Genomic DNA, 26,971 nt, shown 5'->3' on the forward strand with positions numbered 1-26,971 from the left:
TCTTCTCGTTAGTTCAATTCCTTCAACTGATCAATATAAGCAAGGGCAGCCTCAAATTCTTCGTCCGTATAACGCTGCTTGCTTTTAATGGTGAAGACCTTTTCCTTTATCTCATCTTCTGGCAGGTCATCAAAATATAAAATCGTTGAGACAAGCTCTAGGAAACGGGACGATTGCTCGTTCATCTGGTGCGTCAGCGCTTTGAGGTCAGGCATGTCCACTTCACATTGATCGAGAAACTCTTTCCCATTGTCCGTCAGCGAATAGCGATATTGATAGTATCCGCCCTTTTTTTCCTTCATTTCGTCCAAGAATCCAAGGTTGCACAGCTCTTCAATTCTGAGCGTCAACTCCTCTGAATAGGGGCCATAAAAATGAAAATCGTATTTCTCGTAAAAAGGCAAATTTAGCTTTTTTGCTATGTAAATCATCTTTTGCAGCTTCTTCCGTCCAACGATTTCCCCTGATTCAGAGAATACCTTCATCAACTTTGCATGCTCTTTCAACAAATTCCCGACATCTCCTTTTTCAGTACTTCTTTATCCCAAACCAAGCAGCTTCATGATCGCCTTCTTTTCTTCAGCTTTTTCCGACATATCTACAATTAAGTCCATCGGGAAATAAAGTTTATGATCGGTTCTTCGTTTACCGGAAATGGCGTCAACAATATCTGACTGTCTCGACAGTTCTTTAATATGACCACTTTGCGTCAAAAGGTGAATTGGCAGCCTCTCTTCTTCCTCTCCTGGTCTATAAAAGTCATAGGGCAAGTCAGAAGACGAGTCGACCACTAAATAGTAGTCAGGATCAATTCCTGCCTCCTTAAACAAGGCGGTCAGCTTGAAATATTTCGTCATTTCTTCATTTGGATTAAACTCTGTATATTGGAACAATCGGCGGTTCATAAAACGGCGGCACAAATCGGCCAGCACGTGATCTTCTTCGTCTTCCCACGCCTGAAAATAAAATAAAACAATGGATTCATCCAGCTTAATATAGTCCTCTGTGGTGACATTTCCCTCAAAAATTGAGTAAAAATGAACTGGGGCATGTGTAAAAATATAACCCGTTTCATGCAGCTCTTTTGCACGATGAAGGATTTTCGTTAAAATGACTTCAGCACTGCGTGTCACTGGGTGGAAATAGACTTGCCAGTACATTTGATAGCGGCTCATAATATAATCTTCTACCGCATGCATCCCGCTCTGCTTCATCACAATCTGATCTTCTCTCGGACGCATCACACGTAAAATACGTTCCATATCAAAGTGGCCGTAGCTGACGCCTGTATAGTAGGCATCACGCTGCAAATAGTCCATTCGGTCGGCATCGATTTGACTTGAGATCAAACTAACCACCTGTTTGTTTTGATACGTTTTGGCAATGACTTCAGCCACATGCTTCGGGAAATCATCACTCACCCGGCGGAGCACTTCATTGACTTCCGTCTGCCCTAAAATAATATCTCTTGTAAACGATTCATGGTCTAAGTGGAAGACCTTTTCAAAGGAATGAGAAAATGGACCATGTCCGAGGTCATGAAGCAAGGCTGCACTAAGTACAAGCTCGCGCTCTCCTTCATCCCATTCAGGCCGCCCTTTAAACACATCATCCACAATTCGTCTCACAATCTCGTATACACCGAGTGAATGATTGAATCGGCTGTGTTCTGCACCATGAAACGTCAAATACGTGGTTCCTAGCTGTTTAATCCGTCTCAGGCGCTGAAATTCTCTTGTTCCTATTAAATCCCATATTAATGCGTCCCTTACGTGAACATAACGGTGCACAGGATCTTTAAATACCTTTTCCTCAGATAATTTACCTTTTGGATACGCCATCGTTTCGTCCCTCTTTTTTTAAGACGTGTTTCTATTATATCGGGTAACTTTTTCCGAAAACATCCTTGAATTTGCTGGTGAATGTGTTCTCAAAGATTGCACGGACGTAAAAAGCCCGACCTGACAGGGACGGACCTCTTTTTAGGTCGACTGAACACATTCAGTGACATTTATTTGACTTTTTTTTGAACCTTTTCGAGTAATTCATCTTCTGTTGGTGCGGATAATGGGCGATTGTTCACAAACGCAAAAGCCTTTTTTCGTCCTGGACCACAATAGGATTGACAGCCAATCTCAATTTTTGCATCAGGGTCAACCGATTTGAGTCGAGGCAATAACGTCTTTAGGTTCGTCGCATCACAATCGTCACATACGCGAAACTCATTAGCCATGGTCTTACGCTTCCTTTCAATGATGATACTTCATTCTATATGAAACAGTTGGACAGCCAATCGTGAATAATATACCACCCAACATTGTACATCGAAGCGGCTGGACTTGCAAGACGCTTTGCCGCCCCAATGACGCGCTTACATAAAAGCTAGTATTTTCCACTATCCTTTTAGCAAACTTGTATAAACCTTCTTGAACTTGGCTAATCTAATACCATCAAATCATATGGGGGTTTAAACACATGTCAAAACAAAGACAAGATGCTTGGTCAGAGGAAAATGATCTCCTCCTGGCAGAAACCGTCTTACGTCACGTCAGAGAGGGCAGTACACAGCTAAATGCGTTTGAAGAAGTAGGAGACAAGCTGAACCGCACCTCCGCAGCATGCGGATTTAGATGGAACGCTGTCGTGAGGCATCAATATGAAAAAGCGTTGGCACTAGCCAAAAAACAACGAAAACAACGGATGCGTGCACTTGGCAATGGCCAGCCTGCGAAAAAACGATTACTTTATCAGCCGCAAGTAGAAGAAACGGTCACTCAGGAGGAATTCTCACAGGAATTGGAGCCAGCAAAGGAAGAAACATTTGCACCAGCTGCTGAAACTGCCGAACAGCTTCAGTTTGTGGATCAAAGCTACAATGAAGAGTTAGCTAGTTTATCACATTTATTGTCACAGGCTTCTCCTGCCCCAAATACCGCAGAGAAAAAGCCGGAAGCGAATCCATTTAGGCAGCATCAAGAATTAACCATCGACGATATCATTGATTTCTTACGCCGTTATGAAGGCGATGGTCAGCAATCCACTGCCTTACGTATGGAAAACAGCCGCTTAAAAAGAGAAAACAATGAGCTTTCTCATAAAGTCTCGCAGCTAGAAGCTGAAGTAAAAAAGCTTGAAAAGGATCAGCTCACGATTCAAGAAGATTATGAAACACTCGTCAAAATCATGAACCGTGCAAGAAAACTAGTTTTGTTTGAAGAAGACGATAGTGCCGCACCAACCTTTAAAATGGATCGGAACGGCAACCTCGAAAAAATGGCAGAATAACAAAAAGTGCTCCCCGCCTCGGGAAGCACTTTTTTAAATGCCCAAAAATAGCATCACACTAAAAAGGACATTGATCAAAAACACGAACATAAAAATATACCTGACCTGCCTTACTTGAAAATCACCAAACATAAAAATATAAAGACCTGCGATGCCAAGTGTCAGTACAGGCTGAAGAAATGGCACTAAAAGCGAAATGCCGTAGCCGGCTCCCATGATGACAGGAAGCCATAGTAAATAGAGGTAACCGCCATTTTTGGATTTCAAGAAACCACTCCCTCTCTTTCTTCTATCTGCTTGATTTCAGGCTGAACAAACTTGAGTCCGGCTATTGTGCGGCCGCGTTTTTGTGATGTCCAAACCACAATCGCCGGCTGCTCTGTCAGAGATTCTGTATCAATGGTGATTAGCACTTTGTCATGTAATTCAATTGAAGCTTCAGACTCGATTTTACACCCAGATAAACTAATATCATGTATGTTCACCAGCACCTTCTCTTCTAACCGGTCCTCATAGACTAGCGTGCCTGCCACACCTTGCAATGGTCTTCTCATCCATTTGCGCCGAATAGCCTTTGGTACTTTCTCCGTTTCTCTTACAAAGCGGAGAAATGTCCGAACAGCATAGGATTTTTTCTCACGATCCGTTATCGATACGTGCTCTCGTGTGAATAAGAAGCGGATCAGTGATAGGTACTGTGATTTTTCTGTGTCAGTAAAAGCCACACCAACCATCAGCTTGTCTCCCTCCGGATGACTCCAGACCACATCACATGCCACACTTTCATTCTCTGAAAAGAATAATTGCATTTGTCCTTGATTTAGAGAAGAAGCTTGATCCAATGGAATGGATAGACGCGCACCTGAATCACTCATATCTAGTAGAAAACAAGCAATCGACTCATCTTGATGATCGGAACGAAGATGCCCCTCTTTTTCAATGACAAACCGCTCTGATTTTCGATAACGCGGACGATCAAACGCCACAATAAGTGCCATGAACAGCCCTGCACCGTTATAAAGTACCCAAAAAATATTAATCAACGTGAGATCAGCATTCATCGTCCCATTTACCTTCATATCGTATCCTATTTTCACAAGGACTAGCAATGAGAGGAGCAAGAAGATCAAATGAGGAATCATCGTTTTCAAATGAAAATGTCTCTTGTCCGTTTGAATTCCCTTCGGTGTGACAAGAAATTCAACCCTCTTCTTCAAAAACAGCTCACTTAAAGCCACACCAGCCAGGTGGAATGCCATAGAGCTTTCGTAAATATGACTCCAAAACATACTTCTTTTTTGATTCGACACCAGTTTAAACGCTAAGTACGAACTAAAGAACGCCGGCAGCCAAAACATGAAAATGGACTGAAAATCTGCCCAGAAACTTTGAATACCAAATAATAAAAACAATATCGGTGTAAGAATGTAAATCATTTTAAACAAACCGTTAAACCAATACACAATGCCATCTAAATAAAGAACGCGCTGCATAAGCGTTAAGCCGCGAACCTTCAATGGATTAAACTTACGGGCGCACTGAATGTTCCCTCTCGACCAGCGGTCTCGCTGCTTTAACAGATCAAGCCAGCTTTCAGGTGCCAGACCGACAGCTAATACCTCTCCGACAGACACAGATTTGAACTTCCCTTGGAGAAGCATTCCTGTCGCCATGTCTTCTGTAATCACTCCAGTAGCAAATCCGCCAATTTCCTCTAATGCTGTTCTTCTAAATACCGTATTACTCCCGACATACATGACCGCATTGAATCGATCTTTACCAGCTTGGAGGGTTTGCATGAAGAAGTCCTGCTCATTTGGAATTCGATCCTTCGAGAACATATTATATTGGAAAGGATCTTCGTTATAAAACGCCTGTGGAACTTGAACAAATGCAGTCGCTCCATCATGAAAGTAAGGCACTGTCTTTTCTAAAAAGGCAGGAAGCGGGACCATATCAGCATCAAGTGTGAGAATCAACTCCCCATTCGTTTGAGACATCGCATGGTTTAAATTCCCCGCCTTAGCAAACTTGTTATCTGTTCTAGTCAGATAATGAACACCAAACTCAGAAGCAAGCTGCTCTACAGACTCCCTCTTGCCATCATCACATAAATAAATATGGACGCTGCCTTTTGGATAAGACAGATTCAAACAACCTGCAACCGTGCGTCTTAGCACTTCAATTGGTTCATTATATGTAGCTATGAAAATATCAACTGTTGGCAGCCTTTCAAGATCACTGATCATGACTTGTTTCCGATTTGAAGGCTTCCAAACAAGTGTATAAAACACAAGCAGCTGTAAAAATCCAATACATTCACAGGCCACAAGCAAGATGCCCATTATCATATTAAATGTACCTTCATGCGGCAGTGTAAAGAAGAGACGCCAGCAAATATATGCAGCATTTGTTAACACACAGAGCACAATGATGATTTTTTTAATCGCAGAGGCTATCGGCTGAATACGATACATCACATACAACAAAGACAAAACACAAAGCATAAACAGCGGGTAATACGTGGTGATGAATGACAATACATTTTCCTTCTTTCTTATGTCATAAAGGACTATCACATATATAAAATTTCATAACAAAGGAGGGGATTCTTCCATTACATTGCCCCTCCATTTCTACATAAATCATTTCCACAATCTATCTAACTGATTTGAATAAAAATCAATCGCCTTTCGATAACTTAAAATAGCAGGATCTTTTGTCGTTTCAGTTAAACAGTTCAGTAATATTTCCATCGCTTTGCTATGTTCCTTCAAATTATACAAAGTCATGGCATAAAACGTTTGAATGGCTTTATTATCCGGATAAGTTTCCATCGCATGTAGGAATATCTGTTTTGACTTTTCATATTCCCCTAAGGTTCTGTATGTACTTCCTAACCCTAGTAAAGCGTCTTCTAGTTCTTCTCCTAGCTGTTTAATTGATCGAAGGAGCTAAAATCCTATTAAATCCAATATTATATATGTCTCGCATGAAAATAACGGCGTACTGGATCTTTAAATACTTTTTCCTTAGACTATTTCAAATTTTTGGATTACCCATCGTTTCTTCTCTCTTTTTTATATTTCTATTATATCGAATAATTTTTTTCGAAAACAGCTTTAAATTTGCAGGTGAATGTGTCCATAAATAGCATCACACTTTAACAAAAATTTCGAACATAAAAAGATAAATACCGGCATTGGCCTTGCCGGCTCCCATGAGGACAGGAAGTCATAGTAAATAAAGGTAACTGATTTTTTGGGATTTCATCACAACTTCTCCTTTTTAATCATCTGTAACTAATAAACTAAAAATGAATTTATTTGAAATAATGTTAATTTATAATAAAGAATACCGATATACATATTAATAATTAAAAGGGAGTTGTTAAATATTGAGGAAAATATTATTTGGGTTAGTGACCATTATTTTTTTAAGTACTATCTCCTTTAACGCACAAGCAGCAGATGAGCCAAGTAATTCAATTGAATTAAAAAGAAGTAATGCTTTTTATTCACCAGATGAAGCTATGACAATTATTACACATGCAGAGGATCGACGATTGTATAAAGTCTCCCTTGGCATGAATAAGACAGAAAAACTAACCCTGCGCTCTTCTAAAACATTTGATGTCAAAATTACTAATCCTAATAGTGAAATCATTTCAGAAAGTAGAGGAATAGGAAGAAGCACGATTAATGAAGAAGGAACAGCTCAAGTTGAATTCCCAACGGATACAGTAGGAGATTATTTAATTTACATTGAACCTTCTGATGATAAAAAAAATCAATTTCCCTATGAATTAAATGTTACTGTAGGTATGCCTGTTTTATACCCTATTCCGGCCTCCTCGGTTATGGAAAAAAGGATTACGCTTAATCAAGCTTCGATTACGTCATTTAATAAAACTAGCTCGCTACAATATTTCGACCTATCCAATGACAGTTCAATTCCGAATAATAGCTACATAATAGAAGTTAGAACTGATGGTCCTGACAGCGGTCGAAATTCATTAAGTTTATATACATTGAAACGAAGTATACGTCCAAATTCTAGTATGACCTGGATTAACACAACGTACCCTAATTTCAAAGTTTACCCAGCTTATTATCCAAATGGATCATGGAATCCTGTTAAACAGAAGTATGCTTTCCGAATCTCTGCATTAACATTTAATCAACCTGGAATATACACTTTTGATCCTAACATTTATATTGGCTATAAAGTTGAATTAAAATAATAGAGATAGATCGACAAAATGACTCGATTGTTTTGTCGATCTAAAATATATTTAAAAAATTTACTTCTCCTTCACGAAAACACCTTTTCATTCCTCTCAATCATCCGCGTCATGTTTTTCTCAAATTCCAGCTGTTCTTCTGCGTTCAATCCTGACGCTGTAAGCTGATCACTGAGCTTTTGAAGCTCCTCTAGTAATAAACGCATGAGAAGCGTACAATCAATCGGTTCACCGATTAATTCTGATAAGGATGCCATCGTATCCGGCTGTATATCAGGAAATACTGCCTTCACTTCTTGCCGTTTATGCTTTAAGGCGGCGTCATAAAAACGGCGGATCAAATCGGCACGTTCACGCCCGCTTCCATCTGCACACAAATAGATTTGCACAGCGACCCCTCCGCGTAATCTACGCTGAGAAATGCCGGCAAATTTCTTTCCATTGATACTCAAATCGTAGCTGCCTGGACAGTAAGAGCCGACAATTTCATAGGCTTCAATGTCCACCTCGTACATTGACAGCATCCGGCGGATCAATTCCACCATCGCATCATACCCGCGGTCAATATCAATGCCCTTCTTTTGTTCAGCAAAGATTAAAGACACATTCAGTACGCCTTCATCCAGTACCACAGCAAGACCGCCTGAGTTGCGCACAATTACGCGATAGCCCTCTTCCTCAAGCAGCTTTACGCCATCTTGGAGAAATGGAAGTCTTGTATCCTGAATCCCAAGCACAATCGTATTGTGATGCACCCAAGAACGGGCTGTCGCTGGTGAGAGACCCTTCCCCACCGACGCGCAAAGCGTATCATCCATCGCAAAGGATTGCTTCGGGTCTACATAGAGACCGAGACTCGACTGATCGATGATACGCCATGTCGGCTGTGTCAATAACTCAATAGGTTCATTTTTCATGTCCTGCATATCCTCTCGTTCATAAACTGTGTTTATTATAACATGGGAGGAATGGAGGGAGAATGCAAAAAAGCTCCATAACATTTGGCGTCACAGAGCGTTTCAGTTAGATGATTTTGTTTTCTTATTCTTCCTTTTCGAGATGAAATAAAAAGCTGCAATTAAAACGACAGGAACCCCAACCACGAGGCATGCAGCGATCAATGTATTCCACGGCAAATTGATCATCTCCTTAATAGACTAAACTTCTATGAAACAGCCCTCATTTACCCAGCTCAACAAGTCTTCAGCCACCAATTCCGCATGCTGAGGGTCCATCACACCAGCACCGACGATCCACACTTTTTTCTCCTCTTCTGCCTGCCGCATGAGAAGTACTCGCCCGCCGCCATCATCGCCAATGGCTACATAGCCGCTCGCATAATGATGGACTTCCCACGTTGCATTGCGTTCCACTATGTCCTCAGTTCCGTATAGTAGAACGTCACCTCCAACAGAACATCCATTTGTCTGTTTCAACAATTCCTTATAAGCATGGGGCAGTTGCATGTTTAGCTGGGATTCTGCCTCTTTGATATGTATGTCACTTGCTGGTTTGTTCACGTGCAGATTTGGAATTTGAGGTAAATTGAGCATTTTAAAGCCTCCTCTATGTTAAGCAGCTGATTTTTTCATGACCCTTTTATACATCTTTAAAAGAAAATAGCCTCATCTAGAACTATAGACAGCCATTTTATCTATTACAGCATTTCTTTTAGCAAGCTCTCTGCTTTATGTAATTCATCTAGAAAGGGGTTTAAATAATCATTGTAACTATCCAAATAAGCTCTCACCCCGCCAATGATCAACATCTTTTGGAGATCTTCATTGTTCTGAATGATCCTTTGTGCATCCTTATATCTTTTGTATATTAATTGGAGAACACCTTGATTGATCTCTTGTGAATATTCTTTTTCTAGAATGTTGATGACCGATTGGATTTGTTTCGTTAGGTGTTGTTTTTTGTTCATTGAACGCTCCTTTTTTCGGTGTTTTGTTCACAAACAAAGCTGAAGCTCCAATCTTTATAATGTGAATATAGAAAAGCCCCTCTTACAAAAGGCTTTGGTTTTAATTTAAAAATGTCTATTGTTTTTCGTCTAGGGCTGAACCCCATAATTTATGACCGTTTGCTAAATACACTACATTGGGTGGATCATCATAAAGGGATATTTCCACTAAAGATCTTCCTTCTTGTTTCAACCAATCATATACTCTGCTATCTTTATTTGGAAATGACATTATGTTCTGAACTCTAAAAGCAACGGCATAATATTCATAGTAATTGATATCATCATCATCTAAACCATTATCTGTTTCGTAAAGCGTTTCTGGTTTACCTATAATCTTTAGTCCACTTTCCCATTCTAATCTCAGTTCTTCCCCACCATGTTCATCTAATGTTTTTATTAAAGAGTTATATTCCATAAAATTCACCTTTTTTCTATTCTAATGGTTTTGCAGGGACTATATGAGCACCATCTTTTGAATAATGTATTGTGCCTCTGGTTGTCTCTATATATTTATCAGTTTTCATATCATATGTTTTTCCTATCTTTTGACCAAAATCTATAACTTCTCTTCCATTTTTTAGAAATTCGCCTTTACCAGCATATTTATCCAGCAATTCTTGTGCCTTTTTATTATCTCCGTAAAAAATGCTTTTCTTTTTTCCATTTGCTACTTCTTGCTTGTAATTTGGTGTTTCTGGAATATGTTTTTCTTGAGCTCCTGATTTTACTTTTGCTGGGAAACCATTTACTTCACGGTAAGGTCCTTTAGGTACGGATTGTTTTCCGTAAGCAGGTGTTTTAACCCTCTTCACATTCTTCCCTTGATCCAACCTAAAAACATATTTCCCAACCTTCACTATTTTCGTGATTGGGATGGTAGAGGCTGCGGATAAGGCTCGGTCTGTGCTACTGATGTTTTGGCTGGTTTCTGGGTCTTTGCCAGTAACGGCTCGGTAGCCGTCGTAGATGCCGCTGTATTCTAAGATGATGTTTTCGGTAGTTAAGACAACTTCACCGTCTAATATGCGTTTAGCGTTGCCACGGCTGCGGCTTTCTGGAATTTTGTCGACTTCTTCTATTCTTATTTCGCCGTTTGCGATATAAGTTCGGATGATTTGTTTATTGGCGTAAACGGTGTATCTTCCGCCAATAAAATCAATATCCGATGGGTCTGTGACGACTTCATCTGCGATGTCGAATTCTTTTAACTTTTTAATGCCTTTTACGTTGAATAGTTTACCATTTATGACCCTGATGTCTCTATGAATCTTGTTTTTCCCGTTCACGGCTTCCCTTTGCAATGTCGTAAGCGACGGATCGTTTGCTGTGATTTGTTTACTGATGTTTTTATGGGTGTCATTCCGAACAACCGTCTCCACATTCGCTTGTTGTTTCTCTTTCAGTTTCTTCAGCATGATGATCATTGGATTGTCTTTTGGGTTGTCTATTTTGTCGTTCAATCCACTGATAGTGCGGCTTACTTTTTCTTTTTTTCCATCTTTGAAAATAGATCCCTTTTGATAGCTCGTGATGTCGATTCTTGGGCCGGTGAACATGGTACTTAAGGTATCTATGTATTGCTTCATTGTTTGAAGGGAGCTTTTGGTTTCATGTAAAGCACTTGTCTGCTCCCTGTCAAATGCATGAAGCAGACCAATGGTTCTTGATGTCTCAAGCCATGCCTTTTGATAATTTTGCTGAAAAGCTGATTCGTCTACTCTTGGCAAGTGAACAATATGACCAACTCTGCCGATGGCGTGGTTTACCTCTGATACGATTTCAGAAATCGTACGTTCAGCTTTTTTTAAGCCTTGATCAAGATCATCTTCGATAAACGCTTGTGAGATAAAGCCGTGCTCGTTTGATTCTAGTGCATGAAGAGCCTGCTTTGTGTTTTTTAATGCAGCGCTATATTCCTCAATGACGACCTGAAAGAATTGCAGGAAGGGAATATGGCATTCTGTATAGAAGGCGCGGATGGCTTGTCCTGCCTCTCCCTTTAGTGCGCCATCGAGTGAGATGATGTGATAGATTTGTTTTTCTAAGGAGCTGATTTGCTGTGACTGCTGCTTTAACGTATTCAGCGTTTGATTTATTCCGTTTATTAGCGCAAAGGCGTCAAGGGTTTTCATTGCGTTCTCCTTTATTTTCTTTTACTGCTAGAAGCAAGCGCCTTGTCCGTTTCAATCATGGTGTTCACCGCTTGTTCTGTTTGTACAAGCTGTTTCTGAAGGATGCCTATATAGGAATTACTTAATTCGTTCAACTGTTGATTGATCTTTTCTAATGAGTCTGCCGTCAGGAGCTGATTTTTTCCTTTGATGGTTGTTGGAAGGGCTGCATTCATTTGAGCGCCTGATTGTTTTGCTTGCTGTAATACTCGTTTGACCTGACTGGCATCTATTTTAATTTCCCTCGTCATGTGACTACCCTCTTTTTTCTTCCAGTTGTTTCTGCTTTTCTTTCTCTATTTTTCTTTCAACCGAATGAATTTCATGTTCTAACGATTGGATCTCTGATGTTAGGTCATTGATTTTCTCATCAATTCGATTTAATAAATTGGTTAGCTGTACACTTTTTATCTCTTGACTGGCGGAAGCCATTTCGTCTCGAATGTCATCAAACGTGTCTGCCAAATGGCCAAACCATGTATGTGATGTCAGATCTGGATGAGTGATTTTCTTGCTGGCATCTGACAGGGTTGATTTTGCCTCTTTAATTTCTTTGCGGCACATGTTGAGTTCGATGATTTGTTCTTTTTTTATAGATATATCTGCCTTTAATGAATACAAGGCTGTTTTATAACCGATGATTGCTCCAGATATCGTCAAACACCTCTATCCCTTAAATAGTCCTCCGTTATGTTACCATTTACTAGCACAAGAGGCATATGATTGAAAGTGAATTTACCAAAAAATGAATCGTACGTATTGGGTTTTAATACCTATTTCTCGCGCACAAAAAAGCTGAATTCATTTTCTGAATCCAGCTGTTTATTGCTTATTTGAGCGAATCACTCGCTGATGCTGATGGATGATCGCTAAATGAGGTGTCTTTCTTTTCAGGAATATAATTGAGAGAGAAACCAACAAGACTAAAAAAGGCACTTAACACCAGTGTTGGGTTTTTGAATAGATTCGTACTCGCAATAATCATATCTCCCTTTTGCAAGACAATCCCTAGTATTTGACCGAATACCAACAGGGCTCCTGACGTTAAGAACAGGACAAGCAGCACTTTAAATAATAATTCCATTAATGCTCTCATGTGTTTCTCCTTTCTATACTGGAAGTAATCCCATTCCGATGAGCCAGCCAATTCCCACGATCGGCAGCATATAGTAGAGAATCAGTGGTATAAAGGTTTTCTCAGGTTTGGCTCCTGCAAGACCTGAAGCAATGAAAATCGATCCTGATGCCGGCGGGGAAGCGCCTTCTGTCGATGAAAAAGCAAGAATGGCGACAACAGCCACAACTGGATCAACTCCGACTGAGACTAAAGCTGAAAACGAGACAAGTCCAACAGCTGTTAATGTAGCTGTTGAAGATAATGGCCCAGCCACCAGCGTGACAAGAATTCCCACAATGAGCACCATAAGCCACTTCGGAATGGTAAGTACTGATGTGATTTGCGTCAAATCTTCTGCCAATCCTAATTCAGCAAGCACCTGACTTGCCGCAACAGCAAACAGCATCAAGGCACCAATCGTTGTAAACTTAGGAATAGCAGACTTGAAAAACTGAGACCAATCTAGTGCAGATGCCTTTTTTCTCCCGATCGTTAAACTAATCAACATCATGAGAATCGGAATCCACGTAATTAAAGAAATTTGATCCATTGCCTCTGGTCCAATGTTTGGATTACTTTTTAAGTAGTTTGCCAGCGGACCTATTGTGATAATGATAGGAATCAAGGCACCGAAAAAAATAAAGATCGACTTCCACCCTTGTTTCACAGCTTCCCTAAAAGGAAGAATATCATCTGGCGGCATGGCCTGAATTTTATTCTTTTTCACCAGAATATACACCAAAATAAATCGGTATACGACTTGATATAGTCCTCCTATGAGAAGCGCAATATATAAATCTCCCTCCGATACAAGGGCTGCAATTGGTGCAAACCCCAGCATGATAAACATGGAAGAGTTCGGAGGCAGTGCTGCTCCAAGTCCGCCATTCCCTGCTAAAATGGTCGCTGTATGGGTTCGGCTCCAGCCTGATTTAATCATCCAAGATGCCGTGATAGAGCCAGTGGCAGCTGTGTTTGCAGAATTTGAACCTGAAAGAGCACCTAAGACTGCTGAGCCTAACGTACTCATATAAGCCGCTCCACCAGGAAGTTTACCTACAACCGAATTTAAGATTCGCAAGAGTGCATGAATTAATTCCAGCTTTTCAATTAAATAAGCCATGAATACAAATGCGACAGCTGCATAGAGCACCTCATATGTGGATGCGAATTTTAATCCATCCCAGAAAAGTCTTAATGCATCCAATCCGCCAAATAATGTGGTTGCAATAAAGCCTAATAGCATGGCTTCTCCCATATTCCGTTTCACGACGACATTCCATATAATAATGACAGCTATGAATACAATCAACGCAATAAAACCCATATCGTTTTTCGCCTCCCCTTTGTTAAATAAAACGCTTACAATTTATTACCCCTGCTGCATCACGTCAATAACTTCTTCCCAGCTGTCCGGCTTTTTCCCATTAAACCGTTCAACGAATTGAAAGTCTGCTAATCTCTCTAGCTTCTGTTGCGCTGCCCGAGACATGCTGGCATCAACCTCTGCTTCATCTAACATTTCAATAGAGCCAAGAAGCTCGATCGCTCGTCGTTTTGCATGTAATGCACTCCCTGTCACAAGACGGTTCATGGTCTCTTCAAAACTTTTGCTATCCATTGTATCGCTTAATGAAGAAATCACTTGTTGTTCCACATTATATTTTTTGGAAATTTCCAAAAATTCAATCATGAGACCAACGATCCCCTTCATATAAACACTTCTGATCAGCTTTAAGGCAGAAGCATCTCCTGGCTGGTCACTGATTTTTGTGATATTCATGCCATAAGCATTCATTACTTTCATGAATTGGTCAGTTCCACTTCCGCTTGCCGTGATCGGAACCTTGTGTTTGTTGACTGGAAGAGGCCCTAGCATGGCAGCATCTACGAATAGAGCTTTTTGCTTTTCAATTTCATTGGCCACTTGCTTTTTGATGTCTGGTGTTGATGCTGACACATCTACATATAGTTGATTCTTTTTCAAACTTCCCGATACAGATTGGGCCACTTCTAAAGTTTTATTTGCTGGCACAGCAGCAATGACAATATCAGATTTCTCAATGACTTCGCTGATACTGCTGGTTAATTGAACTCCTGTCTGCGATGCTTTCTCTTTCAACGCGCCAGCTAATTTCTCATTTTGTAATAGTACATCATACGCGTAAAATTGATCTAATCCTTCTGTTTTCAATCCCGTTGATAGCTCATATGCTGCTTCTCCATAACCGATAAAGCCTATCTTCATCACCGATTCTCCCCTATCCCTGAAATTTTTTCATTCTGCCTTCCAGCCATGCTGGTGCTAAGAGACTGATGTCTTGCTTTCCTTCGTCCACATACTGTTGAATCGTTTTTAATCTCTGATTTTCATACGCTTGTTTCTCTTCCGCTAGTGTGAGCAGGTGTTCCGCCTTTTCCTGTGGAACGATGACGACTCCATCATCGTCAGCAATGACTAAATCACCTGGTGCTACTTTAACACCGCCGCACGAGATGGTTTGATTCAATTCCCCAGGACCATCTTTAAAAGGTCCGTTTGGCATAAACCCCTTACTGTATATCGGAAATGCCAGCTCCTCTAAAGAGAGTTTGTCGCGAACAAGCCCGTCTATCACGATCCCTTCTATACCTACAGCCTTTGCTGAATGTGCCATCAATTCCCCTAAATATGCATGACCTTTATGGTCTTTTCCATCAACAATCAGTACATCTCCTTCTTTAGCAGAGTAGATCGCTTGATGAAGAAATAAATTATCCCCTGGCCGTAAGCTAACGGTAAAAGCTGTCCCTACTATATTCATGCCTCTTGCAACAGGTTTAATTTGATGATCCATCGCTCCGGTGCATCCCATCACGTCTGACAGCAAGGTTGAGTTAAGCTTTCTTGCCCGATCTATTAGATCATTTGACACGAATTGAACAGTACTCATTGTTTCCATCATCCCCTTTGAGTTATATTCGTTACATTAAACTTTATTAAAGTAATATATATTACTTTCGTGACACGATCATACCATCTCGATTTTATTTAGTAAAGCGCTTTCATAAAAATTAAATGAAAAAAATGAGTCACCACACGACTAATGTGTTGTGTGATAACTCATTTTCGTTAACATATGATTGATTTGATCTAAACGAGGTTTTGTCCTTTCAGGGTCATTAATGGCTAAGGCACTTAAAATATAATCTACGATAAAGATAGCAGATACGACAGAGTTATGAGAGCCCACACTTGCTGAGGAACATGGTAATACATATTGTGCATACTTAGTTAATGGGGAGCTGTAGCTGTCTGTAATTAAAAGCACTTCCACCCCATATGACTTCGCTGCCTCCAGCAAGTCCTTTATACGCTTTGCATAGCGAGGATAGCTGACCGCTATAATGAAATCATTAGATTGAAAATGAACGAGATCATCCACCCAGTCGCTTTTGTCCGCATCAATATATTGACAGTTCCCCAATAGCCGATTGATTCCAAATGACAGATACTCGCCAACAGGTCTTCCACTTCGGACACTTGTACACAGAACATGGCGGGAGCTGGCTATTTTTTCAACAATATGCTGAAAGGTTTCTTCCGTGATATTGTCTAAAGCGTACTGGATATTTTGAAATTGCAGGTCTACATGATTATGCAAAAGCTTACTTTTATTTGAATGCTTGAGGTTCGCTTCAAGTCTCGTTTGAGGGGCGGCTTTATGCTTCATATTTGATTGAAGCTCTTTTTGAAGCTCAGAGAAACCGGAATACCCTACAGCAGCAGAGAATCTCATGATGGTAGCTGTACTCGTCCCAACTTTTGAAGCCAATTTATCTACGGTTAAAAACGCGACCTCCATCGGATTGTGCACGATATAATCTGCAATTCTCCTTTGTGCCTCTGTTAATCCCGCGACCTTATGCTGAAGCTTATGTATGAAATCGTCCATTATTGCACCTGCCCATTCTATCGGCTTTATCTACGATCAAATTTTTTCTTTTCCCCCTATATTGTACACATTTGTCATCAAAAAAACAGCCAGCACGAATCTATCGTACTGGCTGCCTTTGTCGAGATCATTATAATGCTTGAGCTGCTGTGATCAGCGCAAGGTTGTAAACGTCTTCGGCATTACAGCCTCTTGAAAGATCGTTTACTGGCTGGTTTAAGCCTTGCAGGATTGGACCTACAGCTTCAAAGTTACCTAAACGCTGTGCAATTTTGTAGCCAATGTTTCCAGCTTCGAGGCTAGGGAAAACAAATACGCTAGCGTCGCCTTTGATCACGGAATCTGGCGCTTTTTTCGCTGCTACTGAAGGAACGAAAGCTGCATCAAATTGGAATTCTCCATCAAGTACAAGCTCAGGTGCCTTTTCTTTTGCAATGCGAACTGCTTCAGATACTTTTTCTGTTTCGTCTGATTTTGCTGAGCCTTTTGTAGAGAAGCTAAGCATTGCCACACGTGGTTCGATATCAAACATTTTTGCTGTGTTTGCACTTTCGATCGCAATTTCAGCTAGATCTTGGCTGTCTGGAGCAATGTTGATTGCACAATCAGCAAACACATACTGCTCTTCGCCGCGAGCCATAATGAAGACGCCAGATGTTTTCTTTACGCCTTCTTTTGTTTTAATGATTTGAAGTGCTGGACGCACTGTGTCAGCAGTTGAATGTGCCGCACCGCTCACAAGTCCGTCTGCAAGACCTTTATATACAAGCATTGTACCGAAGTAGTTTTCATCTAGTAATGCTTTTCTTGCTTGCTCTTCTGTTGCTTTGCCTTTACGTCTTTCGACGAAAGCTTGTACAAGCTCTTCAAAACCTTCATATGTATGAGGATCATACACGTCAACACCAGCAAGTGTAAGACCTAATTCTTTTGCTTTTGCTTCGACTTCTTGTTTTTTACCTACCACAATTGGCTGTAATACTTTGCCATCTGCTAGTTTTTGAACGGCTGTTAGAATGCGTTCGTCCATTCCCTCAGGAAAAACAATCTTTACTCCTTTACCTGCAACCTTTTCCTGAACTGTTGAAAAAATATCTGCCACTACAATACCCTCCTTGATTTTACAAAAAAAGCGTTCTCTTTTAAGCATACTCTTCTTCTACCTAAATTCAAACTACCAACTTATATTATAGCGCTTACAAATTAAATTCTTATTTTTCAAACTAATTTAATCAATTTTGATAAAAGCTGTTTTCTTCGTTCAAGTTTTGATCACATCTCCATTTGGACAAACTATGTTATAGTTGGAACAGATGGAAAACTGTTAATAGGAGTGAAAGAAATGAGCGAACAACATACAACAAATGAAGCAGCTCAAACACTAGATGGCTGGTATGCGCTGCATGATTTTAGAACGATCGACTGGACAGCTTGGAAGCTGCTGACAAGTGATGAGCGCCAAGCGATTATTCATGAGTTCACAGGTCTATTGGAAAAATGGAAAACAGCTGAGCAAGATAAAGCTGGAAGCCAAACAATCTATAGTATTGTCGGCCAAAAAGCAGATATTATGCTCATGATTTTACGTCCGACAATGGAAGAACTAGGTGAAATTGAACTTGAATTCAACAAAACACGACTAGCAGAGTTTACGATTCCAGCTTATTCGTATGTTTCAGTTGTTGAGCTCAGCAACTACTTAGCAGGAGGCGGCGATGGCGGAGATCCTTACGAGAACCCGCATGTACGTGCGCGCCTATATCCAGAACTTCCTTCTTCTCAATACGTTTGCTTCTATCCAATGGATAAAAGACGTTCTGGCAATGACAACTGGTATATGCTTTCCATGGATGAGCGTAAATCTCTTATGAGAAGCCATGGCTTAATTGGCCGAAGCTATGCTGGAAAAGTAAAACAGATCATTACAGGTTCTGTTGGTTTTGATGATTATGAGTGGGGCGTTACCCTTTTCTCTGATGATGTGCTCCAATTTAAAAAATTGGTTTATGAAATGCGCTTTGATGAAGTCAGTGCACGCTACGGCGAATTCGGTTCCTTCTTTGTTGGAAACCGTTTAGCAAACGAGCAGCTGGCGTCTTATTTCCATGTATGATAAACTCTTAAGGCTTCGGATCTTTCCGAAGCTTTTTTATGTATTTGTTTAGAAAGGTGATCACATCATGAGAAACTTCCCCATCGCTATTTTTGCATTAACGCTCGGTGCGTTTTCGATTGGCATGACTGAATTTGTCATCATGGGACTTTTGCCAAATGTCGCAAACGATCTTCATGTATCAATTTCTGCTTCAGGACAGCTGATTACTGGATACGCACTTGGTGTCGCAGTTGGCGGACCTATATTAACGTTATCGACTGGGAAAATGTCGAGAAAACGTCTCCTCATTCTGTTAATGATTCTTTTCGTGGCGGGAAATGCTGCTGCCGCTGTCTCGACCTCTTATGGTCTATTAATGGCCGCCCGTATTTTAACGTCATTTGCTCATGGAACGTTCTTTGGCGTCGGAGCCATTATGGCTGCACGGCTTGTGCCTAAAGAGAAAAGTGCAAGTGCGATCAGCTTCATGTTTACAGGACTGACGGTAGCCAATGTACTCGGTGTGCCGTTCGGTACCTTTATCGGAAATCAATTCGGCTGGCGTATGTCTTTTCTAGTCATTGCCGTCATTGGTCTCATTTCCTTAATCGGTATCATCAGCTTAGTTCCGAATCAATCAAAGGAAGAAGTATTGGATATTCGAAATGAAGTATCCGTCTTGAAAAAACCACAGGTACTCGTTTCCTTTGCGATGACCATCTTTGGTTTTGCTGGTGTTTTTACAGCATTTACGTATATCAGCCCAATCCTGCTGCAAGTCACTGGCTTTCAGGAAAATGGGGTAACGCTCATCCTTGTCCTATTTGGACTTGGGGTCACCATCGGGAATTTAGTTGGCGGAAAGCTTGCTGACTGGAAGCTGATGCCGAGTATTATGGTGACACTGATCCTACTCATTGCTGTCCTGTTATTGTTTACAGTCACTTCCGAATTCAAAGTGCCTGCCGTGCTGACCATTTTTGTTTGGGGAATCATTTCATTTATTCTTGTTCCTACCTTGCAATACCGCACGATGAACATGGCACATGAAGCACCGACACTCGCATCGACGCTCAGCCATTCTGCCTTTAATATTGGGAATGCCGGCGGTGCAGCGCTTGGCGGTCTTGCTATCGACATCACACATTTACAGCTTGTTCCGTTATTTGCTGCAGCTGTGACATTTATTGGCCTTATCATTACGTTTATGAGTTATCAGTCAGATAAACGAATAAAAAGGACCTGACATAGGTCCTTTTTTATTTCACCACGGTCATTTTTGGCTCTTCTATTTGTTTCAAGCGTTCCTGAATAGGGTGAGAAAAAGAGTGCTCTGACAAGACAATATGGGAGACGGTTTTTGTAAATCCAGATACTTCTTGAATAAAGGCTTCAATTTCTTCAAGAGACGAAACTGACAGCTTAATGAAAAAGCAAGACTGTCCTGCCACTCGATAAGCAAAAAAAGCGCGTGGGTGCTCGTTCATAAAAGCCACAAAACGCTGATACTCCCCATTTAACACCGTAACTTCCAGCAGGCAGTCAATCAGAAGCCCTAATTTTTTATAATTGACCTGAACAGAATACCCTTCGATAATCCCTGCGTCCTCTAATTTACGCACTCTTTCTGCTACCGCAGGTGCTGATAAATTCACTCGTTTGGACAATTCCCTCATGGATAAGCGGGCATCTTCTCTCAATTCATTTAAAATATGCACATCAACATCGGTGATTTTCATTCGTACCTCTCCTATCCAAAAATCGTTCCATTTGAAAAGTATTTGATGATAATACTTATGATGCGAAATGTAAAATAAAACTAAATAATGGTAGAATTTATTTTAACGGAATTGAATGAAAAAGCAAGTATGGAGGGATCACTTGATGAAAGAATCTTTAGACAGCCAGGCTTCTAAAACATTTCCCATCACACTTGCCATCGCACTCACACTTGGCGTTTTTGCGGCGGGATCGGAGGAACTGGTGATTTCACCACTGCTGCCTGATTTATCAAACTCATTTCAGCACTCTCTTGATGTTCTCGCTCTTTCCATCAGCATTTATGGGTTAGCTGTGCTGGTTGGAGCTCCGCTTCTCGTTCCTTTAGGGGACCGGTATTCAAGAGAGCTGTGTTTGATAATTGGGCTGTCTTTCTTTTTGATTGGAACAGTGATGTGTGCTGCTGCCCCAAATTTGGCCGTGTTTTTTACCGGCCGTGCTATTTCTGGGCTGGCGACTGGTGTATTTGTGCCAACAGCCTATGCTCTTGTGGGGGACCGGGTTCCATATGAATATCGCGGCAAAGTGATGGGACTCATTGTCTCGAGCTGGTCTCTTTCTCTTGTCCTTGGTGTGCCCATTGGCGCTTTTATCGGTCAAAGTTTGAACTGGCGCTGGACATTTTGGATTTTCGCCATGATGAGTCTCGTTGTCCTGCTGCTCGTCATCCTTGAATCTCGAAAACAAGTCGCCACAGCTCATCCGAAGGCACCTCAAGCTAGGGAGAAATCAGGCTCTTTATGGGGGGCTTTGAAAATCGACCGTGTCCCTGCCTATTTGACCGTGACATTTTGTAACATGCTTGGATTTTATGGCATGTACTCATTTTTAGGAGCTTACCTGCAAAGTTTGTTTTCCGGAGGGCAATCAACAGCTGGACTTCTGATCATGGCTTATGGCGTTGGTTTTTCCATGAGTATATTTACCGGGAAATTAGCAGATTGGTTTGGCAAAACACGGTCTCTTTTCTTTGTGCTGGGCGGGATTGCGCTCGTTCTTGCCTTACTTCCTTATGCACCGTTCTCATGGACATTGCTCATTTTCGCTTTATTTATTTGGGGTGCCATGCAAAGTTTATCCGTCACGCTTTTGAGCACCGTCCTGAGCGACTGCTCCCAAACCCACCGAGGCAAAGTGATGGCTTTTTACAGCCTTGCTTCCAATCTAGCCGTTATGCTTGGGTCCGCTTTGATGGGACCTGTTTATGTCCATTTCGGCTATCATACGGTAGGACTTGTATGTGCACTCATTACGCTCGTTGGTTTTCTCATCAGCTTCATCAGCTATAAACGTGAAAAAACCTTACAGCAGAAACATAAAAATACCTTTGAAACGTGAGCTCATTTCACTGCACATCTCGATATGTGCAGTTTTTTAGATCAATTTTTAATATCATCATAAAATACATTTTTTATAAATTTTGTTGACAATTACCAATTTTATTTTTTATAATCTAGTAAAAATTTGAAAAAGATTGGATGGTAAACATGATCTTAAAGAATGATGTTTTTCATTTCAAAGAAGAGCCCATCGTTTCACCTAAGATGTTTACAGTCAATACATTAGGCCCTAAGGGGACAAGCAGTGAATATGCAGCAAAACATTTCATCTCTCATTCCACCACTACACTCGGCACTCATACGAAACTATCCCTTTACGACACATTCGAAACTTGCATTGAACATACTCTCTCTAACGCACTCCAATACACTCTCGTTCCACACGCATACGAAGGAATCAAACATTTCTACATGAGACCTGACCTGCAGCTTTTACAAATATTCAGATGTGACACGCCCATGTATGGTTTGGCTGTCAGGCCAGATTTCCCCTTTCAAGAACAAATGCTTCACCATTTAAAAATTGTTTCTCATCCTGCACCTGTGAATTTGATTCAATATTTTATTCATCAAAATGCTGAATTTGAGCTTGTCAATTCCACAAGTACAGCCGCACAAAAAGTAAGAGACGGCGAATTTGATTTCGCTTTAACCAATGAGGTGGCTAGAGCTACATACGGCCTCACCTTCATTCGAACATTTAAAAGCATTCCTATGAGCTGGTCTATATTCGGAAAAGGAGAGATGTAACATGACGACTGAACAAAAGGTGCAAGAATTATATTTTCCTCAAGCGAAAAAACGAGAATGGGATAATGGTGTCATCCAATATTCTACTGTCAGAGGCGATACGGAAGTGTTAATTTCATACGTCCCTCCTCACACGATCATCGAACCTCACGAGCATCCAGAAGCGCAAATCGGCATCGTATTAAAAGGCGAGCTTCAAATGACGGTCGGCCAATCGACCCAAGTGCTCACCCCATTAGAATCAGCCTATATTGCACCACCATTCGTTCCTCACGGCGCATCGAATCTGACAGATGAAGAAGTGATCGCTATTGATATTAAGAGATTAAAAGATGGCGAGGAATATACGGCTCCTCCTACTTATTTCTTAGACATTTTCAAAACGCGTGATTTGCTTCCTGGCATGGAAGTGACCTTTTTTGTGGAGGACTGGATGGAGCTTATGATTGCCAACATTCCGGGGAATGGCGGGGAAATGCCTTTTCATAAGCACCGTAATGAACAAATTGGGATTTGCATTAGCGGTGGATACGATATGACGATTGAAGGCTTTACAGAGAAGATGGAATTTGGCACGACCTACTTCTGTGATCCAAAAGAAGATCACGGCGCCATTAATCCAAAGCCAGAAGCATCAAAGTCTATTAATCTCTTCTTCCCTCCACGCTATAACCGCTTAAAGCCAAAAGCGTCTAAGGTGAAGAAATGAACATTGCCGGAAAAGTCGTCCTGATTACAGGAGGTGCGTCTGGGATTGGGCTTGCCGCCGTCAAGCTTTTCCTTGAACACGGAGCAAAAGTAGCTGTGGCTGATATCAATGAAGATAGCGGTAAACAACTTGTTGAATCATTGCCTCATGAACATGCTGCGTTTTTCAAAACAGATATTACAAATGAGGCTGACTGTCAAAAAACCGTTCAATCCGTGCTGAACCAATTCGGGACAATTGATGTGTTGATTAACAATGCAGGCATCGAAATTGTCTCACCTATTCACGAGATGACATTGGAGGATTGGAACCACATTCTACAGGTCAACCTGACGGGTGTATTTCTCATGAGTAAGCATACATTGCCGCATATGCTTGAGAAGAAAAGCGGAAGTATTATTAATACTGGATCTGTCGGAGGTCTCGTTGGCTGGCCTGACATTCCTGCATACAACGCAACAAAGGGCGGTGTCATCCAGCTCACCAAATCGATGGCGATTGACTATGCCGCTCATCAAATCAAGGTGAATTGTATCGCCCCAGGCATCATTGATACGCCATTAAATGAAAAATCCTTTTTAGACAATCATTCAGAAAGTCTTGAGGTTGTCAAAAAGGAAAAAGCAAAGGTGAATCCCTTGCTTCGTCTCGGAAAACCTGAAGAAATTGCGGGCGTGATGCTGTTTCTCGCCTCTGATCTATCCAGCTATATGACTGGAAGTGTTGTCACAGCAGATGGCGGTTACACCGCTAGATAAAAAGGAGTCCTTTCATTGAGTAAAAAAACCGTACTTGTCATTGCTGACTTAGGGGGATGCCCGCCCCATATGTTTTATGAAAGCGTGGCGGCATCTTATCATATCGTTTCTTACATCCCGAGACCCTTTGCCATTACAAAGGGACACGCTGAACTAATAGAAAAATACTCCATTGCCGTCATCAAAGACCGTGATTATTTTGAGACACACCCTTCTTTTGAGCACCCTGATTCTATTTACTGGGCACATGATGATTATTTGAAATCAGAGGAAGAGGTGGTGGATGACCTAGTCCGTGTGGCTTCCTTTTTCAAAGCTGATGCCATCACCACCAATAATGAATTATTCATTGCACCAATGGCAAAAGCCGCCGAACGGCTGGGGCTGCGCGGCGCTGGGGTAAAAGCAGCTGAAATGGCGCGTGATAAAAGCCAAATGAGAGCTGCATTCAACGCTGCTGGTGTCAAAGCGGTGAAAACTCAGCCTGTCACCACTTTAGCTGATTTCCAGCAAGCTATTGAACATATCGGGACACCGCTTATTTTAAAGCCTACATATTTAGCAAGCTCGATTGGCGTGACCCTTTTTCATGACAGAGCCGGCAGTGATGATCTCTTTTTAAACGTACAGTCCTATTTGCAAACCATTCCCGTCCCAAACGCTGTGACATATGAAGCACCATTTGTCGCTGAAACGTACTTAGAGGGGGCTTACGAGGATTGGTATCAAGAGGGTGGCTATTCTGATTATGTCAGTGTAGAAGGGTTCGTCGTGGAGGGAGAATATATCCCTTTTGTCATACATGACAAGACCCCTCAAATCGGTTTTACAGAAACGGCTCATATTACTCCCTCGATCCTAGACAATGAAGCACAGCAAATCATCATTGAGGCAGCTAAGAAGGCAAATGAAGGGCTGGGACTTGAAAACTGTGCGACCCATACAGAGATCAAGCTCATGAAAAATCGAGAAACAGGACTGATCGAATCCGCAGCTAGATTTGCTGGCTGGAATATGATTCCGAATATCAAAAAAGTGTTTGGTGTGGATATGGCCAAGCTGCTGATCGATGTATTAGTCGATGGAAAAAAAGCGAATCTGCCAAAAGAGCTGCTTTCTGGACATACGCATTATATAGCAGACTGCCATTTATACCCTCAGCATTTCAAAGAAAGCGGACACATACCGGCAGAGGCCACACATATCACCATTGATCATGTCCATATTCCGCAGGATGCTTTAGTTGGAGATACTGTGATCGTCAGTGAATCCGTCCCATCTAAAGGCACCTTTGTGGATCTCTCTTTATTTGAAGCCTTTAATGGCATCGTGTCGCTTGAATTAAAAGGGTCATCCTCACAGGATGTTGCCGCATCCATCCGCAACTTACAGAAGCAAGCTGCCATTCAGTTAATGGATGAATTAGTGAAGGGATAGAAAGAGAGGGTAATGTGGTGAAGATCTTACCATCTAACGTGATTGAACGGCTGCCAGAACAGAAATTTGGAACCGTCTTTGAGAAAATTGCGCATAAAGCACAAAACGGGGCGAACATCATCAACCTTGGGCAGGGAAATCCTGATCTTCCGACTCCTGCACATATCGTAAGCGCGCTTCAAGAGGCAGCAGGCACTTTAGAGTTTCAGCAGTATGCACCTTTTAGAGGCTTCGACTTTTTCAAGCAAGCCATTGCAGATTTCTACAAAAAAGAATTCGAGACTGAGATAGACCCACAGAAAGAAGTGGCCCTTTTCAATGGGGGGAAAACAGGCCTTTATGTCATGAGTCAGTGTCTGCTTGACCCAGGGGACATTGCCCTCGTCCCCGATCCAGGATACCCAGAATATCATTCTGGGATCTTGATGGCAGACGCAAAGCCCTACTGCATCAAACTTGAAACGAAAAATGGCTATTTGCCGAATCTCTCTTCAATTGATCCGGAGGTGCTCAAAAAGGCAAAGGTTCTTTTCTTAAATTATCCGAATAACCCAACAGGTGCTGTGGCAAATGATGCATTTTTTGAAGAGGCTGCTGATTTTGCATCAGCTCACGGACTGCATGTCATTCATGATTTTGCCTATGGTTCATTTCATTATGAGCAAAAACCAGTAAGCTTTCTGAATGCTCCTCTTGGAAAAAGTGTAGGAGTAGAATTATATTCTCTATCCAAAACATTTAATATGGCAGGGTGGAGAGTCGCTTTTGCTGTAGGTAATGAGGACATCATCCAAGCCATTAACGCCTTCCAAGATCATGTGTTTGTTAGTATGTATGGCGGATTTCAACAAGCCGCAACCGTCGCCTTGCAAAGTGATGACCGTCACATTCAATCATTAAAAGAGGTCTACCTTGAACGAATTCACTTCTTCATCCGTCAGGCAGAAAAGCAGCTAGGATGGTCCATCGAACGTCCAGCTGGCGCCTTTTATTTATGGGCTCCAATCCCTGATGAGTTTGAACATTCTCATGCATTTGCAGACTATTTACTCGAACATACCGATGTCGTTGTCACGCCCGGGGGGGTGTTTGGAGCACATGGAAAACGTCATGTCCGCATCTCAATGGTTGCTCCAATTGAACAGCTTGCCCTGTTTATCGACCGGCTTCGCATCCTTCCGATTCGCTTTAATCAAAAAACCCGCATCTAGCGGGTTTTTTTGACAAATGGCTAAAATGGGTCTTGATTTTAGCCATTTGTCTTCTTTTCAGCGTGATAGAAAACCTTTGCAGCCCTAGGAAGGACGAGTACCGGAGCGGAGCGAATTTGACATTCGTGAGCACCGGCACGCAGACCTGACACCGAATGCGAGGGTTTATCTA

Annotated in this window: 29 protein-coding genes and 1 pseudogene; 10 read left to right on the forward strand and 20 right to left on the reverse strand. The window is 41.5% G+C overall.

The genetic code is table 11. The annotated features are described in order from the left end of the window. Positions 1 to 8: 8 nt before the first annotated feature. From AC20OE_RS03020 to AC20OE_RS03030, 3 genes are all read right to left on the reverse strand, one after another. Complete coding sequence (locus AC20OE_RS03020; RefSeq protein ID WP_047202587.1) at positions 9 to 509, reverse strand: YwgA family protein; 501 nt, start codon at positions 507 to 509, stop codon at positions 9 to 11. Between the two features lie 30 nt (positions 510 to 539). Continuing rightward, on the reverse strand, positions 540 to 1,841 hold the full coding sequence (locus AC20OE_RS03025) for an HD domain-containing protein (protein ID WP_007497716.1): 1,302 nt from the start codon (positions 1,839 to 1,841) through the stop codon (positions 540 to 542). 170 nt (positions 1,842 to 2,011) lie between these two features. Further along, positions 2,012 to 2,233, reverse strand: a complete 222-nt coding sequence (locus tag AC20OE_RS03030; protein ID WP_003215259.1) for a YuzB family protein — start codon at positions 2,231 to 2,233, stop codon at positions 2,012 to 2,014. Positions 2,234 to 2,475: 242 nt separating this feature from the next. Here AC20OE_RS03030 and AC20OE_RS03035 point away from each other — a divergent pair, with 242 nt between their 5' ends. Continuing rightward, a complete protein-coding gene (locus tag AC20OE_RS03035; RefSeq protein ID WP_034281253.1) occupies positions 2,476 to 3,285 on the forward strand; it encodes an RsfA family transcriptional regulator in 810 nt (269 codons plus the stop codon). Positions 3,286 to 3,318: 33 nt separating this feature from the next. Here AC20OE_RS03035 and AC20OE_RS03040 read toward each other — a convergent pair whose 3' ends face one another. From AC20OE_RS03040 to AC20OE_RS03050, 3 genes and pseudogenes are all read right to left on the reverse strand, one after another. Further along, positions 3,319 to 3,552, reverse strand: a complete 234-nt coding sequence (locus AC20OE_RS03040; protein ID WP_024426379.1) for a DUF5970 family protein — start codon at positions 3,550 to 3,552, stop codon at positions 3,319 to 3,321. Then, complete coding sequence (locus AC20OE_RS03045) at positions 3,549 to 5,825, reverse strand: glycosyltransferase (RefSeq protein ID WP_058838520.1); 2,277 nt, start codon at positions 5,823 to 5,825, stop codon at positions 3,549 to 3,551. The genes AC20OE_RS03040 and AC20OE_RS03045 overlap by 4 nt, the downstream gene beginning before the upstream one ends. Before the next feature lie 105 nt (positions 5,826 to 5,930). After that, positions 5,931 to 6,212: pseudogene (locus tag AC20OE_RS03050) on the reverse strand (tetratricopeptide repeat protein); the annotation flags it as partial. Positions 6,213 to 6,682: 470 nt separating this feature from the next. Between AC20OE_RS03050 and AC20OE_RS03055 the strand changes: the two are divergent. Further along, complete coding sequence (locus AC20OE_RS03055) at positions 6,683 to 7,528, forward strand: hypothetical protein (protein ID WP_059377935.1); 846 nt, start codon at positions 6,683 to 6,685, stop codon at positions 7,526 to 7,528. A 71-nt stretch (positions 7,529 to 7,599) separates the two neighbouring features. On the opposite strand, the gene lipL is transcribed toward AC20OE_RS03055, so the two are convergent. The 13 genes from lipL to pta form a co-directional block, all read right to left on the reverse strand. Continuing rightward, positions 7,600 to 8,445, reverse strand: a complete 846-nt coding sequence (lipL, locus tag AC20OE_RS03060; protein ID WP_059377932.1) for an octanoyl-[GcvH]:protein N-octanoyltransferase — start codon at positions 8,443 to 8,445, stop codon at positions 7,600 to 7,602. Between the two features lie 240 nt (positions 8,446 to 8,685). After that, a complete protein-coding gene (locus AC20OE_RS03065; RefSeq protein ID WP_099663768.1) occupies positions 8,686 to 9,081 on the reverse strand; it encodes an SMI1/KNR4 family protein in 396 nt (131 codons plus the stop codon). A gap of 104 nt (positions 9,082 to 9,185) precedes the next feature. After that, the gene (locus AC20OE_RS03070) at positions 9,186 to 9,455 is read right to left on the reverse strand and encodes a hypothetical protein (RefSeq protein ID WP_099663769.1); all 270 of its coding nucleotides are present in this window, start codon (positions 9,453 to 9,455) and stop codon (positions 9,186 to 9,188) included. A gap of 115 nt (positions 9,456 to 9,570) precedes the next feature. Continuing rightward, positions 9,571 to 9,912, reverse strand: a complete 342-nt coding sequence (locus AC20OE_RS03075) for a hypothetical protein (protein WP_073978847.1) — start codon at positions 9,910 to 9,912, stop codon at positions 9,571 to 9,573. Positions 9,913 to 9,928: 16 nt separating this feature from the next. Then, complete coding sequence (locus AC20OE_RS03080) at positions 9,929 to 11,629, reverse strand: T7SS effector LXG polymorphic toxin (protein WP_487268338.1); 1,701 nt, start codon at positions 11,627 to 11,629, stop codon at positions 9,929 to 9,931. Positions 11,630 to 11,640: 11 nt separating this feature from the next. Further along, complete coding sequence (locus AC20OE_RS03085) at positions 11,641 to 11,919, reverse strand: YwqI/YxiC family protein (protein ID WP_099663771.1); 279 nt, start codon at positions 11,917 to 11,919, stop codon at positions 11,641 to 11,643. 4 nt (positions 11,920 to 11,923) lie between these two features. Next, positions 11,924 to 12,322 (reverse strand): YwqH-like family protein, encoded by a 399-nt coding sequence (locus tag AC20OE_RS03090; protein WP_099663812.1) that lies wholly within the window; start codon positions 12,320 to 12,322, stop codon positions 11,924 to 11,926. Positions 12,323 to 12,497: 175 nt separating this feature from the next. Next, positions 12,498 to 12,764 carry a hypothetical protein gene (locus tag AC20OE_RS03095; RefSeq protein ID WP_041087759.1) on the reverse strand — a complete coding sequence of 89 codons (267 nt, stop codon included), beginning with the start codon at positions 12,762 to 12,764 and terminating at the stop codon, positions 12,498 to 12,500. A gap of 13 nt (positions 12,765 to 12,777) precedes the next feature. After that, the gene (locus AC20OE_RS03100) at positions 12,778 to 14,112 is read right to left on the reverse strand and encodes a TRAP transporter large permease subunit (RefSeq protein WP_099663772.1); all 1,335 of its coding nucleotides are present in this window, start codon (positions 14,110 to 14,112) and stop codon (positions 12,778 to 12,780) included. A gap of 45 nt (positions 14,113 to 14,157) precedes the next feature. After that, positions 14,158 to 15,033, reverse strand: coding sequence for an NAD(P)-dependent oxidoreductase (locus AC20OE_RS03105; protein ID WP_099663773.1), 876 nt, complete (start codon positions 15,031 to 15,033; stop codon positions 14,158 to 14,160). A gap of 13 nt (positions 15,034 to 15,046) precedes the next feature. Beyond that, on the reverse strand, positions 15,047 to 15,718 hold the full coding sequence (locus AC20OE_RS03110) for an RraA family protein (RefSeq protein WP_080967156.1): 672 nt from the start codon (positions 15,716 to 15,718) through the stop codon (positions 15,047 to 15,049). A gap of 150 nt (positions 15,719 to 15,868) precedes the next feature. Next, the gene (locus tag AC20OE_RS03115; RefSeq protein WP_099663774.1) at positions 15,869 to 16,720 is read right to left on the reverse strand and encodes a MurR/RpiR family transcriptional regulator; all 852 of its coding nucleotides are present in this window, start codon (positions 16,718 to 16,720) and stop codon (positions 15,869 to 15,871) included. 130 nt (positions 16,721 to 16,850) lie between these two features. Continuing rightward, a complete protein-coding gene (gene pta / locus AC20OE_RS03120) occupies positions 16,851 to 17,822 on the reverse strand; it encodes a phosphate acetyltransferase (protein ID WP_056766819.1) in 972 nt (323 codons plus the stop codon). Between the two features lie 240 nt (positions 17,823 to 18,062). Here pta and hemQ point away from each other — a divergent pair, with 240 nt between their 5' ends. Together hemQ and AC20OE_RS03130 are read left to right on the forward strand one after the other, a co-directional pair. Further along, positions 18,063 to 18,833: a hydrogen peroxide-dependent heme synthase gene (hemQ, locus tag AC20OE_RS03125; protein ID WP_024423793.1), complete on the forward strand. Its 771-nt coding sequence runs from the start codon at positions 18,063 to 18,065 to the stop codon at positions 18,831 to 18,833. A gap of 67 nt (positions 18,834 to 18,900) precedes the next feature. After that, positions 18,901 to 20,061: an MFS transporter gene (locus tag AC20OE_RS03130; RefSeq protein WP_099663775.1), complete on the forward strand. Its 1,161-nt coding sequence runs from the start codon at positions 18,901 to 18,903 to the stop codon at positions 20,059 to 20,061. Positions 20,062 to 20,074: 13 nt separating this feature from the next. On the opposite strand, the gene AC20OE_RS03135 is transcribed toward AC20OE_RS03130, so the two are convergent. After that, positions 20,075 to 20,554 (reverse strand): Lrp/AsnC family transcriptional regulator, encoded by a 480-nt coding sequence (locus AC20OE_RS03135; protein WP_059377905.1) that lies wholly within the window; start codon positions 20,552 to 20,554, stop codon positions 20,075 to 20,077. Between the two features lie 145 nt (positions 20,555 to 20,699). On the opposite strand from AC20OE_RS03135, the gene AC20OE_RS03140 reads away from it, so the two are divergent. The 6 genes from AC20OE_RS03140 to AC20OE_RS03165 all read left to right on the forward strand — a co-directional run bounded on the left by AC20OE_RS03140 (position 20,700) and on the right by AC20OE_RS03165 (position 26,799). Beyond that, positions 20,700 to 21,932 carry an MFS transporter gene (locus tag AC20OE_RS03140; protein WP_039182272.1) on the forward strand — a complete coding sequence of 411 codons (1,233 nt, stop codon included), beginning with the start codon at positions 20,700 to 20,702 and terminating at the stop codon, positions 21,930 to 21,932. A gap of 149 nt (positions 21,933 to 22,081) precedes the next feature. Beyond that, a complete protein-coding gene (locus AC20OE_RS03145; RefSeq protein WP_024423797.1) occupies positions 22,082 to 22,684 on the forward strand; it encodes a type 2 periplasmic-binding domain-containing protein in 603 nt (200 codons plus the stop codon). Between the two features lies 1 nt (position 22,685). After that, positions 22,686 to 23,393 carry a 3-((4R)-4-hydroxycyclohexa-1,5-dien-1-yl)-2-oxopropanoate isomerase gene (gene bacB / locus AC20OE_RS03150; protein ID WP_039182276.1) on the forward strand — a complete coding sequence of 236 codons (708 nt, stop codon included), beginning with the start codon at positions 22,686 to 22,688 and terminating at the stop codon, positions 23,391 to 23,393. Continuing rightward, positions 23,390 to 24,151 (forward strand): glucose 1-dehydrogenase, encoded by a 762-nt coding sequence (locus AC20OE_RS03155; RefSeq protein ID WP_487268345.1) that lies wholly within the window; start codon positions 23,390 to 23,392, stop codon positions 24,149 to 24,151. The genes bacB and AC20OE_RS03155 overlap by 4 nt, the downstream gene beginning before the upstream one ends. Before the next feature lie 15 nt (positions 24,152 to 24,166). After that, entirely contained in the window at positions 24,167 to 25,588 is a 1,422-nt protein-coding gene (gene bacD / locus AC20OE_RS03160; RefSeq protein WP_126682459.1) for an alanine--anticapsin ligase, read from the forward strand. A gap of 17 nt (positions 25,589 to 25,605) precedes the next feature. Next, the gene (locus AC20OE_RS03165) at positions 25,606 to 26,799 is read left to right on the forward strand and encodes a pyridoxal phosphate-dependent aminotransferase (protein WP_058838600.1); all 1,194 of its coding nucleotides are present in this window, start codon (positions 25,606 to 25,608) and stop codon (positions 26,797 to 26,799) included. Positions 26,800 to 26,971: the final 172 nt, after the last annotated feature.

This window comes from Bacillus sp. SRI_025 (assembly GCF_057592095.1).